This is a genomic window from Phocaeicola abscessus CCUG 55929 (genome assembly GCF_000312445.1).
Classification (GTDB): domain Bacteria; phylum Bacteroidota; class Bacteroidia; order Bacteroidales; family Bacteroidaceae; genus Phocaeicola; species Phocaeicola abscessus.
Genome location: NZ_HE997186.1, coordinates 1 through 19,189 on the forward strand (window position 1 = coordinate 1; position 19,189 = coordinate 19,189).

A 19,189-nucleotide genomic window follows, 5' to 3' on the forward strand; every position below is an offset into this window, starting at 1 on the left:
CGAGCTACTGCATCTTCTATATCAACACTCCGATAGCCCCTATCACACCAACCCGTATCACGCCTCGTACAGCCGAGACTTCATCTCGCTTATCTGAGAGGAAGAAATGTATTCATCATATTCCATAAGCTTGTCGAGACTACCATGGGGAGTCAACTCTATTATACGGTTCGAAAAAGCGAATAATACCTGTTTACAAGTAGCTTTCCCCTTCAATGCAGTAGGATCAGCGGACAACACGGTGTAGGAAACGTCAATCTGCTTCGTCGACGTTCGACCGTACCACCTTCGAACTGAATATTTCAACTATTCCCGGACATCGTATGCTCCCCCACTCTTCTGTTGTCGTTACCTTACACCCGTCATTACAGAGCAGTGCGTCAGGCAAATTCAAATGAGGTACTTTGCTTTCGTCCTGATTGCTCCTATTATCCTGTTTGATCGCATAAAGGCAAAATTGATAGAGAGACCGGCACAGTGAATAAGCTCCATTTTGTTCTTTTTTTACTCCCAATTATCCGTTCTGAAAGAAGAGACGGGAATGTCATAATCATTAAATAAGGTCGCCGCTGCATAATTTTTAAATGCATAGCGGACAGCAACCGGCTCCTCGACCTCATCGCATGAAACTTCCACTGTTTTCTCCCATGCATTCACATAAGCTTTTGCCTTATGGAACACCTTGTCTGCTCCGGCAACCTCGAATCCCTCCAAGTTTTTTCCTATCGGAGACAATCCGGTCGACGTTTTGAACCTCAGAATCGCCTTGCCTTCTTTCACTGTCATCGAGTCATAAACCGGGCTCTCATAAGGTATCTCCGAAAGATGGTAAGTCTTCGCCAAAGCCCAGTATGCCAGCCGATCCCCGATTTCTTTCTTCTGTTTCGGATGAATCGTATACCGATCGCCGACATCCATCGTCACGGCCATACCGCAATTAGGTATCAAGTCCATGCACTTCAGTTGCGATTCCCTCAATTTCGCCGCTCCCGTCTCATCAGGTTTCCCGTAGGAATAAGGTGCGATCTGTACATAGTAAAAGGGCATCTCTCCCTGACTGAACGATTTCCTCAGATCCTGCACAAAGGCCGGGAACAGGCGGGTATATAAATCCGGATCCCCCGTATTCGCTTCTCCCTGATACCAGATCGTTCCTCTCACGGTATAGTTAATCAACGGATGCAGTTTTGCATTATACAGGTAACAAGGCGTTTGATTATCCGGCCTCCCCGATTTTCGATCGTTATCCAGGTATGACAAGTCGAACTCCTTAAACGGAATCATCGCTTCCCGGCTCATCCATGCTTCTACGTTGGACCCTCCCCAGTTGGAGATGACCAATCCGACGGGTACATCCAGTACCTCCTGCAAGTATTTCGCAAAGAAATAAGCGGTAGCGCTGCACGTAGCGACTCCCTCCGAGGTGTGCTCTTTCCAGCTTCCTTCGATATCGTCCATCGGGGTTTTGCTAATCTTGTTCACTGTGGTATACATACGGATGGGAGTCGTTTTCCTCGCCTTTACGATATAATCCGTCGAGCCCGCCACGGGCTGACCTCCGAAGCCTTTCACGGGCATCTGCATGTTAGACTGTCCGGAACAGAACCAGACTTCACCGATCAGAATGTTCTTCAACGTCACTTTTTCCCCGTCGCTGAATGCGATATCATAAGGTCCGCCTGCCGAAGGTGTCTGCACTTTGACGATCCACTTGCCTGCTTTGTCGGCTACAGTCGTGTACGTCTTGTGATCCCATGCAGGAACGACGTTGACCGTCGCATTCGGGGAAGCTTTTCCCCATAGATTCACCTGTTCGTTCTGCTGCAAGACCATATTGTCAGCCATCACCGTAGGGAATACAATCTTCGCCGCGATCGGCAAAGAGAGCAGCAGAAAGCATCCCAAGACTAATCTTTTTCTCATTCTTTTAGCATTTATAATTTAACAATATCTTTCAATCCGGATTCCGTTGCGGGAATGATTTCCGCCCGGTATTCGCGAGGCAAGGCGAGTTCATATTTCAGGACACCATCCTCGATATTCCAGTCCAATTCTATGTGCTCATCGCCCACGGGGAGGATACCTCTGCAATGTTTCAGTCCGGTATCGACAAAACGCAAGGTTACTTTCTTCTCCGTCGGCGAAACATCGTAAACGCCCAAGATGTCTCGCATCAGCACGCGTTCGATATGGGCGGCGAAGCCATGATTGCAACTCGCCGTCGGAGTCATGTTTTCCCAAAGCGTTCCTGTCCGGTCGGCCATGATCAGGTATTCGGCAACGGACTCGTCCAGAAGTTGTTTTGACAAACCGGCCCTCGAGAGGATCTCCAATCTCAGGTAGTTTCCGATAAAGGCATTGGCAAAGGCCACGTCCGGATAAGGATTGTACTGCTTGCGGGCAGGACCGAATTCGTCGCGCAAGCGTTTCCACAACTCCGGATACGTCTCGGGAGTAGCGCTCTTTAGATAGAAAGCATAGTATTGGCAAGCTTCGGTATGATTGGCAGTACGTTCCAGCTTTCCGTTCTTGCGGACGGCGTTATCGCAGAAGAAACGTCCGTCGTACGACTGCCTGCGGATCTGTTCGCGTATGCCTTCGGCCTGAGCGTGCAAGGCTTCATCTCCGTAAAGACGCGACATGACGTCCAACATCTCCGCATAGAGCATATTGCTCGGGTAGTTCACGTCCTGCACGTATTTATTGGCGTCCGACCATTCTACGAATACCCACTTATCCAATTTTTCCAGCAACCCATCCTCGTTCAGATAAGGTTTGAAGTAATCCGCCAAATCATAGACGCGCCGCTTAGCCTGATCAATCAGAGCGCGGTCGCCGCTGCGGTGCAAATACTCTTCCAGTTCGAGGACGAACCACATCGCCCAATTGGGAATATAATTGTGGTTCCAATGATCGGAAGGATAGCACATGGGTAACATACCTCTATCTATATCCTTAAACTCTTCCGGAAGAAGGAAATTCTCGATGAAGTTTTTCTCAATCTTGGTATTACCGGAGAAGTCGAATGCTACGCGAGCGGAAAAATAACTATCGCACAACCAGCCTGCGCGTTCCCGAGAGGGGCAGTCCATAAAAATATCCAGCGCATTCTGGCGGTGCGTCTCGCGGGCTGCTTCAAATAGTCGGTTCAGTTCATCATTATCCGATGCAAACTTGGCGCGTTGCACATCCGCTCCGCAATAATCGCGCATATACACCTTGCCGACTTGGCCATCGCCTTCGTCAAAAGCATATTGAACGTATTGCATGGTGTAAGGTTCAAAACTTTCCAAATCGTATTCGCCCGGTTGCAATTCGTAAATCACATAGGCCCGACAACCCAAGCGCTCGATGTGTACGACGCCGTCTTCTCCCAGCAGTTCGTCGAAGTACACGCGCAATTTCGACGGCTTGTCGACCCTTACGTGCAGACCGAGGAAACCGCTGCTATTACAGTCGAACTTATATATGCTATCATTCATTGCCTTTGCGCCGTGGATACGGTAATCGGGATGCGGAACGCGTCGGACGATCAGTTTCTTATCCGGGGTCCGTGCCAGTTTGACAGGCTGTCGGTCGGTCGTCCAATCCGCCTTTGTCGCCCAATCGCCATAATCCGGTTTTAGCGTATAATATTCCGTAAAGGGGCGTTGGAAACTGAAACGAGGCACGTCCGCCTTACGCTGTCGCAAGTCGTAAGCCTCGAAATCCGTGCCCGTAGCGGCTACCACCGTCCCGTCCACTTCCACTTCCGCCTGAAGGAACGAAGGTTGATTCAGCAGGTAATAACTCGACTCGTTGTAACCGGCTACTTCCACGGCAATCACATTCCTGTCGCAGATCAGGTAAGGGGTCAACTCATAGCTGTCTATCCGATAGAAGTCGTGTGCGGCCACGCACGGTCCGTGCGCTACGAAGGTGCCGTTCACGCTCAGCCGGTAATCGGCGGATGCAGCCAAACGGATATAGGCCGATCGAGGGTTCTTCGATTCGATCACTTGTCGAAACGATAATGTCTGATTCTTCACCGTATCCTGTCCTTCGGCCCATACTGGCACTGCCTGCACGAATGAGTTTACAAGGGTCAGATCCGGTTTTACCGCCGCTTCCCGACAGCTGCCGAACAGCGTAAAAAATGCAACTGCAATAAACGAATAGTGTTTCATAGAATAATGGATTATGATGCAAAGCTACTAAAAAACCATAATAAGAACTCTTTATCGCCTTATTATTTCCCGTCTTTTTCTATGGTAAATTCACCGGGGCAATCAGAGCGGTTGGTTTCCGAGATGGTGAGCAGGACGTCGCCCGGGATCAATGCCACCTGTCCGTTGGGCACAATATAGCTGTTGCCGCGCTTCACCAACATGATCAGCACCCCCTTCGAGAAGTTCAGATCGGCGATCTTGTTCCCGTTGGCGAGCATCGATTCGGTGACCCGGCATTCGGCCAGTTTCGACCCGATATCGTCGGGAATCTCGATACCGAATTCGCTTTCCGTCTCTCCTTCGCAATCGAGATTCCACCGTTTAGCCAGCAAAGAGATGGTCGTTCCCTGCAACGACAGCGACATCAGTGTGATGAAAAACACGATATTAAAGAGAAGATGCGAGTCTTTAAGCCCCGCAATCACGGGATAGGTAGCGAAGATAATGGGAACCGCCCCTCGAAGTCCTACCCACGACAAGAAATGCTTCGTCTTGGCAGGTAACTGTCGGAAAGGGAGGAGGCTGATCCACACGCTCAACGGTCTGGCTACCAACATCATGAAGATGCCTATCGCCAAGGCTATGGGAATAATGCCTACCATCTCCGTGGGGTTGACAAGCAGGCCCAAGGTCAAGAACATCACGATCTGCAACAACCAGGTGAGGCCATCGAGAAAGGTGCTCATTTCGCGCCGGTAGCTCAGGCGGTGGTTACCCACCATCAACCCGGCGATATAAACTGCCAGATAGCCGTTGCCGTCGAACATATTCGTCACGGCATAGGTAATGAGGATGATGCTCAGCAGCAATACGGGATATAAGGCCGTATTGGGAAGGTTGATGCGATTGAGCAACCACGTGCTGGCCTTCCCCAGCAACCATCCCAGCAACCCGCCCACGAAAAACTGCAACATCAACTTGCCTGCAACACTCGCCAGCGAAAAATCGGTATCGGTGGCGGCAATCTCGACCAAGGCGAGCGTAAGCATATAGGCCATAGGATCGTTGCTACCGCTTTCCAATTCCAGGATGGGGCGAAGCCTGTATTTCAACCCCATGCGTTGCGAGCGCAAGAGACTGAACACGGAGGCGGAATCGGTCGACGACATGGTAGCCGCCAACAAAACGGACATCGCCAGCGAAAGACGGATATCCAGGCCCGTAAACCGCGAGATGAAATAGATGAACAATCCCGTAAAGACCGTCGTCAAGATCACTCCTAAGGTAGAAAGCATCAAGCCCGGTCCCAGCACCGGTTTAATATCCTTGAACCGGGTATCCATACCGCCCGTAAACAAGATGACGCTTAAGGACAGCATCCCGATTGCCTGTGCGTCGGCGGGGCTGTTGAATTCGATGCCCAATCCGTCGGTACCGAAAATCATGCCGGTAAAAAGGAACAGCAACAAGGTAGGGATGCCGAATTTATATCCGGTTTTGCTGATGAGAATGCTGATGAATATCAGTCCTGAACCTAAAAAAAATATATTTTCAGTCGTAAATGTCATATATTACCACCTCATCGGCTCGTCTATTCTCTGCCGATCGGTATGCAAATATAGAAAAAACAGAAGAAAGCGAATCGTTTCCCGAAAAAAATCTGTTCTTCGTCGGCACGATTCACCCGTTTTCGTATCGTCTCTCCCTTGCAATACTCGGGGAAGATTCCAACTGGAAAACGATCAAACCTGCCACAGATCGAAGCAATTCCGAACGGAAAATAATCAAACCTGCCACAGGTTGGAGCAATTCTAACCGGAAAATAATCAAACCTGTCGCAGATCGAAGCAATTCCGAACGAAAAACAATCAAACCTGCCGCAGGTCGGAGCAATTCCGAACGGAAAATGATCAAACTTGCTGCAGATCGAAGCAATCCTAACCGGAAAATAATCAAACCTGCCGCAGGTCGGAGCAATTCCGGGCAAAATTATATCTCAAACATCTTTTACAAAATAAATATCAATTTTTTCGGAGAATATTTTATATCTTTACGGAGAAAAGAAAGGACAGAACCTATTCGAAAAATATCGAAGCAACACAACATTCGATTCGTAACGAGATTGTTCTACTTTATATTTAACTTCTTTAAAACCAATTAGTACCATGAGAAAAAGAAAATTTTTGGATGCCTTCTATCTCAAGCAACTGACGCAGGGCGCATCGTTCCAATTTCAAAAAGATACGTTGGAGAGCGCAGCGAAAAACGAAACGATCACACAGAAATTGGCAGTGGAAATCGCCGAATGGAAAGCCGCCTTTAATACGTTCGACGAAAAGCTGAAATTATCGCGGAAGAGTCTGATTACAGACGAAATCAAAGCGGCGGACGAAGAGCGCGACCGAGTCTACCAGCAATATCGCAGGACGGTAAAAGCATACCTCGACTTCATCGTGCCGGAAAAGGCGGAGGCGGCTAAGGTACTCTGGCAGAATCTGAAGGATTACGCTATCAACACGAAATGGAATCTGACGCAACAGATAGGCATGACGGAAAATCTGCTTCAAGACCTGGACAGCAAGTATACAGAACAAGTGAAAGCCTTGGATCTGACCCTCGTGACGGCTGCCCTGAAGGCCAAGAACGAAACGGTGGCACAATTGATTCAGCAGCGTAACAAGGAGCAGGCGGGGCGCATCGTGGGTGAAACGTTCGCAGCGCGGCAAGAGTCGGAAAAACTGTACAAGGCTTTCGCTGAGGTGCTCAACGCTTATTCCCTGATAGAAGGCCCGGAGGCTTACAGCGACTTCATCGACCAGGTGAATGCAGACATCCGGCGGTTGAAACTGACAATCCGAAGCGGGAATGCTCCGCTCCCTGACGAGAATGAAGAAAAAGCCGAGGATAAATAACGGCAAGACGCTCATTCCTCCTCCCCCTCCAAGAGGAAGAATAAGGGCCGGAAACGTGAGTACCATGTACGAGTCGTTCGTGTCAGGACGACAACTATAAGGAAGCGATGAAAACGGAGGTACCGACCGTGAGCATCACCATAGCGACTTCGGCGAGACGGTTGATCCGGATCGCCGTTCGCATGTCGACCGCGGTCAAGCGGCGGAGACGCATGCCGATGTAAGGCTTCGGGATACGCTCGCCGAAGTAGGAATGCGGCCCGCCGAAGCGACAGTCGAGGATGGCCGCCAAGGCCGCCTCGGGATAACCGCTGTTGGGGCTGGCATGCTTCCTGCTGAACCTCCCGACAAACTTCAGGTTCCGAACAAAATGCGCCCGCTTCGGATAAAGCATGCTATGGGCGAGCAACATCAGGAAGGCGGTCAGCCGCGCGGGAAGGTAATTGACGACGTCGTCGATTCGCGCCGCCGCCCACCCGAAGTTGCGATACCGCGCCGTGCGATAGCCTATCATCGAATCGAGAGTATTCGCCATCTTGTAAGCCAGCATGCCGGGCACTCCCAGCAGAAGGTACCAGCAGAGAGGCGCAATCACCCCGTCGCTCAGATTCTCCGCCAAAGTCTCCAAGGCAGCGGTCCGTACTTCCTGCGCCGAAAGCTCGCGGGTATCGCGTCCGACGATACGGGCGACCTGCTTCCTTCCCTCGTCCAACGAGCGATCGAGCGCATGGAAAACGCCTCGCACTTCCCGGATCAGGGTCGTCCCGGCCAATGAAGTGAAGACCAAATAGATCGCCAGCAGCACGTACGCTAACGAAGGAAGCGAAATCATGCCGAATGTCCGAATTTCTCTTTCCAGCAAATCGAAGAGGAGACGGACGAAGCAGAACGTTCCTCCAATCAACCCGACCGCCATCGCGCCGCCTTTCAGCCGCCGCCGCGCCCCCCTGTTCCATCGTCTCTCGCCCGCCGCGATCAGTTTCCCGAAGCCGACGACGGGATGAGGCATCCCCCCGGGATCGCCGAAGCGGAGATCCAGCAACCAGCCCGTCAGGAAAGGCGTCAACTCGTACAGTAGGAATTCCTCTACCGACATGACATATAGGTTTTAACGGCTTCGACCAGTGCATCGTTCTCCTCCGGCAGTTGCGCCGCTACGCGGATATAGCGTTCATTCAATCCCTTGAAGTTGGAGGCGTCGCGTACGAGGATGCCGTGCCGATCGATCAGGTACGTCTTTAATGCGGCAGCCGTCCCTCTCGGCAAACGGACGAGCATGAAGTTCGTCTCCGTCTGCAGGGCCGCTACGCCTTCTATTCGATTCAGCCCGGCACGCAACCGTTGCGTTTCCGCCAGATAGCGGTGCATGTCGGGAAAATTCGGGATATCGTGCTTCAACAGGTACTTGCCGGCCTCGATGGCCAGCGCATTCACCGACCACGTCGGTTTATATTTCCGAAGTCGCCCGATCGTTCGCTTGGCAGCAACGACGTATCCCAAACGCAAGCCCGGTATGCCATAGCGCTTGGTCATCGAATACACGAGGAGACAGCGGCGACAGCGATTCACGACGGAGGGCGGGAGCGTCGGTTGCAGCGTATAGGCGGCATACGACTGGTCGACGACATAGATATCGGAGGCGTTCGCCCCAAGCCGACGCCTCCATTCTTCCAGCGGCAACACCGCGCCCGTGGGGTTATTCGGGTTGCAGATCCAGTGAATCATTCTCTCCGAGGCGGGTAGCTCGGCAGCTGCCGAGATGGCGGCCTCGTATTCCGCAAAGGTAGGGGTACAGACGCACTGTCTGTCTCTGCCGAAGAGGCGGGCGATCAGGTAAATCGCTTCGGTCGCTCCGTTCGTAACCAAAACGTTGCCCGCTTCGATGCCCGCCCTCTCGGCAATCATCCGTTCCAAGGCATGGGGTTCCGGCTCGGGATAATGGTCGATCAGGTCCAAATGTTCGCTTAGGTGGCGCTTCAGTCCGCTCAAATCGATATGACTGAAGATATTCGAACTGAAGTTCATCTTCACCTTCCCGCGGTAGTTATATCCGTCGTCTCCGTGTCCTTCCAGCATCGTTCTTCAATATTCGGTAAATCAATTCCATGTCGACATGCTTCCTGACGTGCGCCGCCAGCTTATCATACTGCTCTTCCTTGAAAGCGCGATAGTCGAACGGCTTCTTCGCCTCGCCGATCTTCCCGGCGAAAGGAGCCAACAGGAAGTCGACGAACGAAGGGTTATCGAGAATGCCGTGGATATAAGTTCCCATGCATCGATTGTCGACAAAGTAGCCGTCCTCACGTCCGTCGCGGAACTTATTCAGCGGAGAGGGCTTCGCATCGCCGAAGGGTTCGGTACGTCCCATGTGGATCTCATAGCCTTCCAAGCTGTCATCCGTCGCGTCGGAATAGACGGAACGGAAGCGAACTTGGCGCGTAATCTTCTCCCTTTCCATCACTGTACTCACCGGCAGCAATCCCAAGCCCGGGAGACGTTCGATCTCGCCTTCTACGTGATGGGGGTCCAAGACCTCTCGTCCCATCAGTTGAAAGCCGCCACAGATGCCCATCACCGACGCTCCTTCCCGACGAGCGCGGACAATAGCCTGCGCTACGCCGTTACGGCGCAACTCATACAGGTCGGCAATCGTGCTCTTGCTGCCCGGGAGGAGAAGGATGTCCGCCTTCGACAGATCCTCCACGTTATCGGTGTAGAACAGGTGCACACGAGGGTCTCGCTCCAAGACGTCGAAATCGGTAAAGTTGCTCAGATGGCGCAGGAGGACGACCGCCACATTCACCTTCCCCCGCTTCGCCTGCACGGATTTGGAAGCCAGGTCTACACTGTCTTCCTCCTCGATATGGATATCGCTGTAGTAAGGAACGACTCCCACTACCGGTACCCGGCAGATATGCTCCAGCAGCTTCACACCCGAATCGAACAATCGCAGGTCTCCGCGGAACTTATTGATCAGAATACCCTTTATCCGTCGCCTTTGATCGGGATCGAGCAATTTCAGAGAACCGTACACGCTGGCGAATACTCCTCCGCGGTCGATGTCGCCGATAAGAATCGTATCCGCCCTCGCATGCATGGCCATCGGGAGATTAGCCAAATCGGAATCCCTCAGATTCAGTTCCGAAATACTCCCCGCCCCTTCCAGAACGACGGGATTATAACGGGCGTTCAAACGATCGAATGCCGCGCAGACTTCCCTTCGCAATTCCTCCCGTCCCTCTCTGCGAAAATAATCGTAAGCATCCCGATTCCCAATGACCCGTCCGTTCAGTATCACCTGCGAGGTATGATCCGACTGCGGCTTGAGCAGCAACGGATTCATGTCGGTATGGCAGGCGATACCTGCCGCCTCCGCCTGTACCGCTTGCGCCCGCCCGATTTCCAGTCCCTCGGGCGTAACGTACGAATTGAGCGCCATGTTCTGCGCCTTGAAGGGCGCGGGGGCATAGCCGTCCTGTTTAAAGATGCGGCAAAAGGCAGCGGTGAGAATGCTCTTTCCGACGTCGCTGCCCGTTCCGACGAACATCAGAGGATGAAGCTTTTCCATCGCTATTTAACATAAAATTCTTCTTCACGTCTTTGACGGCGTATTTCTAAGCGCGCCGACAGGAAGAGGTAATCGGACAACCGGTTCATGAAGCACAATATCTCGTCATTCACATCGTCTTGCCGATTCAGCGTCCACAATCGCCGCTCTGCGGTGCGAGCTACGGCGCGAGCGAAATGCAACCGAGCGGACAAGAGCGTACCGCCGGGGAGGATAAAATGTCCGGCATCGCCGACCTCCTCGTGCATCCTGTCCATCGCCTCCTCCATCCGTCGGGTCAGTTCCGCTACATGGAGTTCCTTCGGATTGACCTTCCCCGAAGACGTGGCCACGTGACTCATCACGCTCATCAGTTCTGTCTGAATGGCGTAAAGCATCCGCCACCTCTCGTCTTCAACGGGAAGCGACGAGCGGCAAACGCCCAACAGGGCGTTGAGTTCGTCGAGCATGCCGTTGGTCTCTATGCGAATGTCATCCTTCGGGACGCGAACGCCGTTCCGAAGGCTCGTCATCCCCGCATCGCCGGTCTTTGTGTATATCTTTTTCATAAGCAACGATTAAGTTCCCCAATACAGATGGGTATACGAAGCGAGCACATTTCCCTGCCGGAATACCGGCGTGGGTACGGCTCCGCCCTTGGCATCGTACACCTGAATCTCCGAGGCAGGCGCCTCCCCGAAGAATTGAGAATAATGAAATTCATGGCCGCGAAACATTCGCCCTTCGTACGGAAATCGCCGATAACCCAAAGACAGTCGTCGATCCGCTTTCCTGGCAGTAATCGTATACGGCAACACCCCGACCATCTCCGCCTCGCCTTCCTCCTGCAAGATCGTCTTGCAGAGATACATCATGCCGCCGCATTCCGCCAATACGTTTCCTCCGCCCTCGGCATACTTCCGGATAGAACGGCGAGTATCGGCCGCCTTTTGCAGCACCTCCGAATGCTTCTCCGGATAACCTCCCGGCAGATACAACAGATCCGTATCGTCGGGGATCGGCACGTTCTCTTCCGGATTGAAAAAACGTACTTCGCCTGCACGGTGCAAGATATCGATATGTTCCTGATAAATAAAAGAGAAAGACTCCTCGCTCCTGGCCACCAGCATGCGTCGAAACGCTTTATCGTTTTTTGCAAAAGGCCATTCGAAGAGCTGTCCTTCCTCACGAGGCGGAAGGGGTGCAACGGTCGATTCCAACAGCCGCTTCCAGTCTACATGCGCTTCCAACTGCTGGACAAGCAAGTCCAAGGCTTGATCGTCCCGACTGAAATCCAGCCCTAAATAACGCGACGACTGCTCCAACTCCGCATGTTTCGGCAAATAGCCGAAACATGCGATATGCAGGTCGGCGCATGCTTGCTGCAACAGAGCATAATGACGCGGCGAACCGACTCTATTGAACAGGACGCCTGCGATACGCACCTCTTCCTTGAAACGCATAAAGCCCGAGAGCAAAGGCGCGACGGAATAAGCGGCGGATTGGGCGTCGACAACCAAGACGACCGGTAAGCCCAACGTCTCGGCAATCTCCGCCGTAGAGCCCTTATCTCTGTCGTAGCCGTCGTACAATCCCATCATCCCTTCCACCACGCACACGTCCGCACCGCCAGCATAATGCGCATACAAGGCACGCACATGTTCTTTCGACGCCATAAACGTATCGAGGTTCACCGACGGATGCCCGCACACCTCGGCATGAAACTTCGTGTCGATATAGTCGGGACCGCATTTAAACGGATGCACCTCCATCCCCTGCCGGACAAACAATCTCATCAGTCCGCGCGCGATCGTCGTCTTGCCGGAGCCGGAAGAAGGAGCGGCTATGAGGAATTGAGATACGGATTTCATCGGATTCGTCTTTCATTAATACCGCAAAGTTAATGCAAAATAACAAGAGATGAAAAGGAGCACGAGGCAAAATGAATACCGGTCGAAAAAAGAATATGAACAAACAAACGAATACAAAAAAGTTTTTGCAATTAACTTTTAATTGCTACAGTTGCGATGGTAGCGAGTTACGGCATTTATTCTTCTTTGCAAAAAACGAAAGAATTATCCATGATTGCGAAAGCCGATATGGAAGCGCTGGCATTGACCGAAAATTTTATAGCAACCCACTATTTTGTTCGTTACTGAAAAACTGTAATAGTTCGAAGGATTACCCGTGTACCTCATCACGAGGATTCGACATCGGGCGAGCCTGGGATGCGCGAATACGAGTTACCGGCATCGAGACGAGGCCTCTTTTCGACAAAATCGTCGATGTGCTTCATCGCCCCGTTCCATGGGTGGTATTGTGCATCGCGGTGTATTTCATCGGGACGCTGCTTCTCTTCGCCTCGAACGATTCCCGTTACCGGGGATTGTTCCCCGAAGAATATATCGTCGGGAAAGTATGGATTCATCCAAAAAAGTAACCGTTTCATTAGTAATAGTCTTGTTAGTAATAAAGCTATTTCATACCTTTGTTTTGCAATTATAAATAGCTTAAAAATATGGTAACCGAGAATCCTTTTGTATTTGGCAAAGCTGCCGAAGGAACACACTTTACGGACAGAGAGGAAGATGCAAAACGTCTCACCGCAAATCTCACTCATGGTATCAACGCCATTCTCATATCGCCGCGTCGATGGGGAAAGACTTCACTTGTAAAGAAAGTCATATCCGAAATTGACAGGCCGACCATGAAACCGGTATTCATCGATATTTTCCAATGCAAGTCTGAATACGAGTTTTACCACGCTTTTGCTACGGCAGTCATCAAGCAGACGTCATCGAAACTCGACGAATGGGTGGAGCTGGCCAGGACCTTCCTCGCTCACCTGTCTCCCAAGTTCTCGTTCGGTCCAGACCCGACGAACGACTTTTCTCTCTCTTTCGAATGGAAACCGAAGGACGATACCGAAACGGACATCCTGCAATTGCCAGCGAAGATTGCTCAAAAGAAGCACATCCGCCTTATCGTGTGTCTGGACGAGTTCCAGCAAGTGGCAGATTTTACCGATTCCGTCACCTTCCAGAAAAAACTTCGTTCCGTCTGGCAGCATCAACAAGAGGTCACTTATTGCATGTTCGGGAGTAAGAAACATTGGATGGAAAACATCTTCAACGACCAAAGCATGCCATTTTACAAGTTCGGCGACCTGATGTTTTTGCAGAAAATACCTGCCGAGCGATGGATTCCGTTCATCCGTACCAAATTTCAAGAGACGGGAAAGAGCATCACCGTCGAACAGGCTGCGAGCATCTGCGAGGCGACGGCAAATCTTTCTTCCTACGTTCAACATTTGGCCTGGGTCGTCTGGTACAAATCCGATCGCGTAGTGACCGACAAAAACATCGCCGACGCTATTGACGACCTGCTGGAGCAAAACAAAGTGTTCTTCAAGAGAGAGGTCGAACAACTCTCCGAATTGCAGTTGAATTTTCTCAAGGCATTAGCCCATGGCATCACCACCGGCTTCAGTCGGAAGGACATCCTCAGGGAATATCGCCTGGAATCGTCCGCCAACGTACAGTCTATCAAAAAAGCCCTGCTAAAGAAAGATTTGATCGATATGGACGGGCAAGAAATCGCGTTCAACGACTCGCTTTTCAAATTGTGGCTCCAACGGCAGACATTCTATGAATAAACTCGTACCCATTCTCCGCCCCGCCCGGTACGGCGCAAGGGCAGGGCTCATCCGTTTCGTGCTTATAAAAATTTGTTAACACAGGCACGTTAACAATTTTTTATGCCTATGAAATTTCGATTTCGTGACTATGGAATTTTTGTTTCGTACGGTCGAAATTTTCGACGCGTCGCGCTACGTTTTCGAACTTCCGGACCACGGCCGCGCCCTTCACGCCTTTGCCGGGCGTGAAAAAACGGTGCGCACCGCCGGCCGCATGCCAGGCACGAGGCGAAAAAAAAGAAGGGCGATCCGAAACAAATTCGATAAATATGCTTACCTTTGAGGACGAATTTGGAAATCAAGTCCCTGCGAACGGCTTGATGCAAGGGAATCCGGTGAAAAACCGGAGCTGTTCCTGCAGCTGTAATCCTCTTTGAAAGATTCGCTCCATCCATAGAGTCACTGAGTAATAACTTGGGAAGACGAGCCAATCGAGGAGAGCCAGAAGACCTGCCAAGATTCGATCGATCAGCACGATGCTTCCAGGATTTGAAGCCACGGCGTCCCTCGTACCACAGGCCACAGGTCTGTGCTTTCCGGTGCCCTGCGACGGAGGATACTTCGGCATTGTGCAAAATGAACGGCAAGATGAAGTACGGATTTATTTTCTTTTTAGGAGCTTTCTTTCTGCGGAGTACGGCCTGTGCACAAACGGAGGGCGAACTGCGCGATTCGATCCCGGAGGTCGTCGTCACCGGTACGGGAACCCAGCATCTGCTGAGGGACGTGCCCGTCCAAACGGAAGTCATCAGCGGGAAGATGTTACGGAACTATGCCGGAAAGAGCATTCAGGATCTGTTGGCGGGCTTGACTTCCTCGTTCGACTTCAATGAAGACGACATGGGCAGCCAAATGCAGATGAACGGCTTAGGCAACGGTTATATCCTCATTCTTATCGACGGGAAACGCATCCACGGCGACGTAGGCGGTCAGAACGACTTGAGCCTTATCGACCCTCAGCATATCGAAAAGATCGAAATCGTGAAGGGAGCTTCTTCCGCCCTCTACGGCAGCGACGCCATCGCCGGCGTCATCCACATCATCACGAAGAAACCCGACGAAGGACTTCTATTAGAGAATACGACCCGCGCGGGTAGCTACGGCGATATCCGTCAACACGACGGCATCGGGCTGAAGTTCGGCAAATGGAGCTCGTATACCAACTTCCAACTGCAACATTCCGACGGATGGCAGAACACCGCGACGGAGGATCCCAACCAAACGGAATTCCTGATAACGGATTCGAGAAACAAAACCGTCAACCGCCACACCAGCTGGCAAATAGCGGAACGACTCTCCTATGCATTCAACCAGCGCCTGGAAGTCTATGCCCAAGGAAGCACTCATTGGAAACGCATTTACCGTGTAAGCGGAAAATATCCCTCGTGCGACGTAAAGACCTACGATCTGGAATATCACAACGCTTCGGTCAATGCCGGAGGGAAATGGCAAATAAACCCCACCGATGCGGTCAGCTGGGAGGTCAGCTGGGACAAGCACGCGTATTTTTACAACTATACCGACACGACTTTGACGGATGCGTACGTGAACGGAACGTTAGATCATTATTTCCCTTACTTTCCCGGCCAGAAAAACCTTCAAAGCAACCAGGAACGCAGCATGGTTCAAATGAAAGGCGTATTTGCCTTGCCTTACGAAAATCGGTTGAACGCCGGCTTCGAATGGCGGTACGACTGGCTGCACGCCCCCATGCGAGTCGTAAACGGGAAAGCGCACGATCATACGGCGGCCCTGTATCTGCAGGATGAGTTCGACCTGCTTCGCCCGTTGAACATCACAGCCGGCATTCGTTTGAATAAGAACGCGGCTTTCGGATTCAGGGCGACGCCCAAAATCTCGGCCATGCTGAGCCTGGGCGATTTTCGCCTGCGCGCCACGTGGAGTCAGGGTTTCAAAACTCCCACTCCCAAAGAACTGCATTACCGATACCTGCGCGAGATGAGCGGAGTTTACCTGTACTTAGGCAATAAAAAGCTCCGTCCGCAGACATCCGATTACTACGCTTTCAATGCGGAATACAGGATCCACAAGTTCGCCGTTTCCGTAACCGGATACTACAATCACGTCGACAGAATGATTGCGCTGGTCACCATTCCGAGAAGCGAAGCTCCCGGAGCAGACATCGCTCAGTACGATCCGGTCAAAGTACGCCAATACAAAAATCTGGAAAGCGCCGAGACGTACGGCGCCGACGTGCACATCAACTACTCAATGACGAACGAAATAACCGTCGGAGCAGGCTACAGTTATTTGGACACTAAGGCAAAAACATACGACAGCGCCAAAGAGCTGCTGCAAGACGTGGTCATTGACGGCATGGCTCATCATAAAGCCAATTTCTTCGCTACGTGGGGGCATCGTTTCACCCCTGCCTACAGGTTGAGCCTCGGCATTTACGGAAAGATGTCTACCAAACGGTATTACCAGATAAACGGGAACGGCAAAGGCTACCAGATTTGGAAACTCTCTACCGCTCATGAGTTGGGAAAGAGCAAGCGAGTAAGCTACCGGTTGGAAGCGGGAATCGATAATATATTCAATTACGTAGACCGTACTTACCACGGGCTGCACGTAGGCACTACCACTCCGGGCACTACCATTTTCGCTTCGTTCGCAGTCAAATTCTCGCAGGGAAAGAAATTAACCAATAAGTATAAGTTCAATTTAAATCAAAATTACAATGAGGAAAATTAAGTTTTTATTACCGGCTTTCATAGCCATGCTGACCGCAGTTTCATTCACCGCTTGTAACCACAGCGATGATAACGAACCCACGTCGAATTACGAACGTTACCAACGGGCCGTCGATGCTACCGTATCTTCGCAAAAGAAGCACGACAAGGCCCTCTTGTTAGTCGCTTTCGGCAGTACTTGGCAGCAGGCTTTCGATGCGTTCGACGAAACCGTCAAAGCCTATCAGGGCAAGTTCCCCGATTACGATGTCTATCTGTCGTTCTCTTCCGCTATTTGCATCAATCGGGCAGCTGCCGGGGAACATGTCGCCTCGCGCAACTTCTATTCTCCCAATTACTGGCTGGAAGCTTTCGGGCGCGTGAAGTACAGCGCCATCGTCGTGCAATCCTTGCAGGTTATCCCCGGTGAGGAATATGCGCGCGTAATCAATCATATCAAGGATTTTGCCAATAACAACAACGCCGATCTCGACGACAAGTATCTCTCGACGGTCAAGCTTTATCTCGGCACTCCTTTGATGCAAGAAGCCGATACGGACGTGAAAAATCTGGCCGCCGCGCTCGATAAAAATTTCAACGCCTACACTTCCAAGGGTATCGTAGCCTTCATGGGACATGGCAACCCCGACACCTACGATACCTATAAAGCGAACATCCGTTACTCTCAGTTAGAGGAAGCTTTGCAGAAAATCAGTCCTAATTACTACGTAGGGACAGTGGACATGCCGGATAACTACAAGAACAACGTGTATGCCCGCATGAAGGCGGCAGGCATTGCTACAGGTACAGTTTATCTGCACCCGTTGATGGCCATCGCCGGCGATCATGCTCACAACGATATGGCCGGCGACAGCAAAGCTCCCGCCAATCTCGACGAAAACGATGAGGAAGTGAGTTGGAAAGCCTTCTTCTCGGCAGCGGGATATACCTGCAACAACAGTACTTCGCTTCTCAAAGGGTTACTCGAACTCGAGGACATACGCGCCCTTTGGATGCAACATACCACCAACGCCATCAACGGCGAGCCGCTCGATTACTATCATTCGAAAAATCCGGAATGATCAGATCCGCAAGGATGTATGACCGAAAGATCTTTCATAACAACTCTTCGCAAAAAGCTTTCCGCCTTTCGGCGGGAAGCTTTTAATTGGATGAAACCCCTATCGCCTCTTTTCCATCATGATGAAGAATACGATCATTTTATCGATTTGCCTATCAATCTGCCAAAGCCATATCCTCGCCCAGATACATACGTCGAAGGCAGATACCCTCGACCTGACAAGCAGGATCTTCGACCTCAGCCCTATCGTGGTCACGGGAACCGGTCATCATCAACGGCTGAAAGCTACCACGGCACCCGTTCACGTGCTTTCCAAACAGGCAATTCATGAGCAAGGGCTCTTCCGCTTCTCGGATGCCGTCAGCCGGATGATGCCTCAGATCTCTCTTTCGCCAAGTTCCATGGGTTCATTTCTTCGGTTAAACGGACTGGGGAACAAGTACATCCTCCTTCTTGTCAACGGGAAGAAACTGACCGGGGATATATCAAACAACGTAGACCTCTACCGTATCCAGATGGCCAGAGTGCGCCGGATCGAAGTGCTCGACGGCGCCGCATCTTCGCTCTACGGCTCGGACGCTATCGGCGGAGTGATCAATGTCATTACCGACCAACCGACCGAAGACATGATTTCTGCTACGACGAATACGCATGCCTCCGGAAAAGGCAAATTCATCCAGTCGGTCAATGCCGATCTCGTCGCGCACGGATTCGGTTCATACACGGCTTACACGCACGATGAGGCCGACAGCTATCAAAACAACGATTCGGAATACGTAAAGGGTTCGACGGGGGAAACCCGGAGAACGATCGCTCCGCTATTTACCGGCTATCACTCGGATCTGTTCAGCCAACGATTCTCCTATTCTCCTATCGACCGTTTAGCTTTTCACGGCGAGGCAGAAGTATCGAAAAGGCTGACCGACCGTCCGGATACCCGTCAAGACGTCGACGGAGGCTCGGACTACGAGATGCGCCACAAATCGTTGCGCTTCAATGCGGGAGGCATCTATAAACTTAGCAAGCGGAACTCGTTCCAATACGATTTTACCAGCGATAATTACCGCTACGGCAAGGTATACGACGTAGCGACGAAGACCTACCGGATAGG

At 51.5% G+C, this 19,189-nt stretch carries 16 protein-coding genes and 1 riboswitch; of the genes, 7 read left to right on the forward strand and 9 right to left on the reverse strand.

What is annotated here, in order from left to right; genetic code table 11:
• Positions 1–504: 504 nt before the first annotated feature.
• The 3 genes from BN102_RS09185 to BN102_RS09195 form a co-directional block, all read right to left on the reverse strand.
• Positions 505–1,923, reverse strand: coding sequence for a sialate O-acetylesterase (locus tag BN102_RS09185; RefSeq protein ID WP_019208847.1), 1,419 nt, complete (start codon positions 1,921–1,923; stop codon positions 505–507).
• 11 nt (positions 1,924–1,934) lie between these two features.
• Positions 1,935–4,166, reverse strand: coding sequence for an alpha-L-rhamnosidase-related protein (locus BN102_RS09190; protein ID WP_019208848.1), 2,232 nt, complete (start codon positions 4,164–4,166; stop codon positions 1,935–1,937).
• Between the two features lie 62 nt (positions 4,167–4,228).
• The gene (locus BN102_RS09195) at positions 4,229–5,716 is read right to left on the reverse strand and encodes a potassium/proton antiporter (protein WP_051007723.1); all 1,488 of its coding nucleotides are present in this window, start codon (positions 5,714–5,716) and stop codon (positions 4,229–4,231) included.
• A gap of 597 nt (positions 5,717–6,313) precedes the next feature.
• Between BN102_RS09195 and BN102_RS09205 the strand changes: the two genes are divergently transcribed.
• Entirely contained in the window at positions 6,314–7,060 is a 747-nt protein-coding gene (locus BN102_RS09205; protein WP_019208851.1) for a DUF6261 family protein, read from the forward strand.
• 94 nt (positions 7,061–7,154) lie between these two features.
• Here BN102_RS09205 and cbiB read toward each other — a convergent pair whose 3' ends face one another.
• Genes cbiB through BN102_RS09230 form a run of 5 tightly spaced genes read right to left on the reverse strand, consistent with a single transcriptional unit; the run spans position 7,155 to position 12,478 of the window.
• A complete protein-coding gene (gene cbiB / locus BN102_RS09210; RefSeq protein WP_019208852.1) occupies positions 7,155–8,156 on the reverse strand; it encodes an adenosylcobinamide-phosphate synthase CbiB in 1,002 nt (333 codons plus the stop codon).
• Positions 8,147–9,136 carry an aminotransferase class I/II-fold pyridoxal phosphate-dependent enzyme gene (locus BN102_RS09215; protein ID WP_019208853.1) on the reverse strand — a complete coding sequence of 330 codons (990 nt, stop codon included), beginning with the start codon at positions 9,134–9,136 and terminating at the stop codon, positions 8,147–8,149. The genes cbiB and BN102_RS09215 overlap by 10 nt, the downstream gene beginning before the upstream one ends.
• On the reverse strand, positions 9,105–10,628 hold the full coding sequence (locus tag BN102_RS09220) for a cobyric acid synthase (protein WP_019208854.1): 1,524 nt from the start codon (positions 10,626–10,628) through the stop codon (positions 9,105–9,107). The genes BN102_RS09215 and BN102_RS09220 overlap by 32 nt, the downstream gene beginning before the upstream one ends.
• 2 nt (positions 10,629–10,630) lie before the next feature.
• Positions 10,631–11,176: a cob(I)yrinic acid a,c-diamide adenosyltransferase gene (locus BN102_RS09225; protein WP_019208855.1), complete on the reverse strand. Its 546-nt coding sequence runs from the start codon at positions 11,174–11,176 to the stop codon at positions 10,631–10,633.
• A gap of 9 nt (positions 11,177–11,185) precedes the next feature.
• Positions 11,186–12,478, reverse strand: a complete 1,293-nt coding sequence (locus BN102_RS09230; protein WP_019208856.1) for a cobyrinic acid a,c-diamide synthase CobB — start codon at positions 12,476–12,478, stop codon at positions 11,186–11,188.
• Positions 12,479–12,634: 156 nt separating this feature from the next.
• On the opposite strand from BN102_RS09230, the gene BN102_RS10955 reads away from it, so the two are divergent.
• Positions 12,635–12,766: a hypothetical protein gene (locus BN102_RS10955; RefSeq protein WP_019208857.1), complete on the forward strand. Its 132-nt coding sequence runs from the start codon at positions 12,635–12,637 to the stop codon at positions 12,764–12,766.
• Positions 12,767–12,804: 38 nt separating this feature from the next.
• On the opposite strand, the gene BN102_RS09235 is transcribed toward BN102_RS10955, so the two are convergent.
• Complete coding sequence (locus BN102_RS09235) at positions 12,805–13,056, reverse strand: hypothetical protein (protein ID WP_019208858.1); 252 nt, start codon at positions 13,054–13,056, stop codon at positions 12,805–12,807.
• 69 nt (positions 13,057–13,125) lie between these two features.
• On the opposite strand from BN102_RS09235, the gene BN102_RS09240 reads away from it, so the two are divergent.
• The 5 genes from BN102_RS09240 to BN102_RS11230 all read left to right on the forward strand — a co-directional run.
• Positions 13,126–14,262, forward strand: coding sequence for an AAA family ATPase (locus BN102_RS09240; protein ID WP_019208859.1), 1,137 nt, complete (start codon positions 13,126–13,128; stop codon positions 14,260–14,262).
• Between the two features lie 130 nt (positions 14,263–14,392).
• Positions 14,393–14,587: a hypothetical protein gene (locus BN102_RS09245; protein ID WP_019208860.1), complete on the forward strand. Its 195-nt coding sequence runs from the start codon at positions 14,393–14,395 to the stop codon at positions 14,585–14,587.
• Positions 14,580–14,777: riboswitch (cobalamin riboswitch) on the forward strand. It overlaps the preceding gene by 8 nt.
• A gap of 115 nt (positions 14,778–14,892) precedes the next feature.
• Positions 14,893–17,019 (forward strand): TonB-dependent receptor plug domain-containing protein, encoded by a 2,127-nt coding sequence (locus BN102_RS09255; protein WP_036787976.1) that lies wholly within the window; start codon positions 14,893–14,895, stop codon positions 17,017–17,019.
• Positions 17,006–18,079 carry a sirohydrochlorin cobaltochelatase gene (locus BN102_RS09260; RefSeq protein ID WP_021311961.1) on the forward strand — a complete coding sequence of 358 codons (1,074 nt, stop codon included), beginning with the start codon at positions 17,006–17,008 and terminating at the stop codon, positions 18,077–18,079. The genes BN102_RS09255 and BN102_RS09260 overlap by 14 nt, the downstream gene beginning before the upstream one ends.
• Positions 18,080–18,197: 118 nt before the next feature.
• Positions 18,198–19,189: TonB-dependent receptor plug domain-containing protein (locus tag BN102_RS11230; RefSeq protein ID WP_156810974.1), on the forward strand; the 992-nt coding region annotated here is incomplete at its 3' end.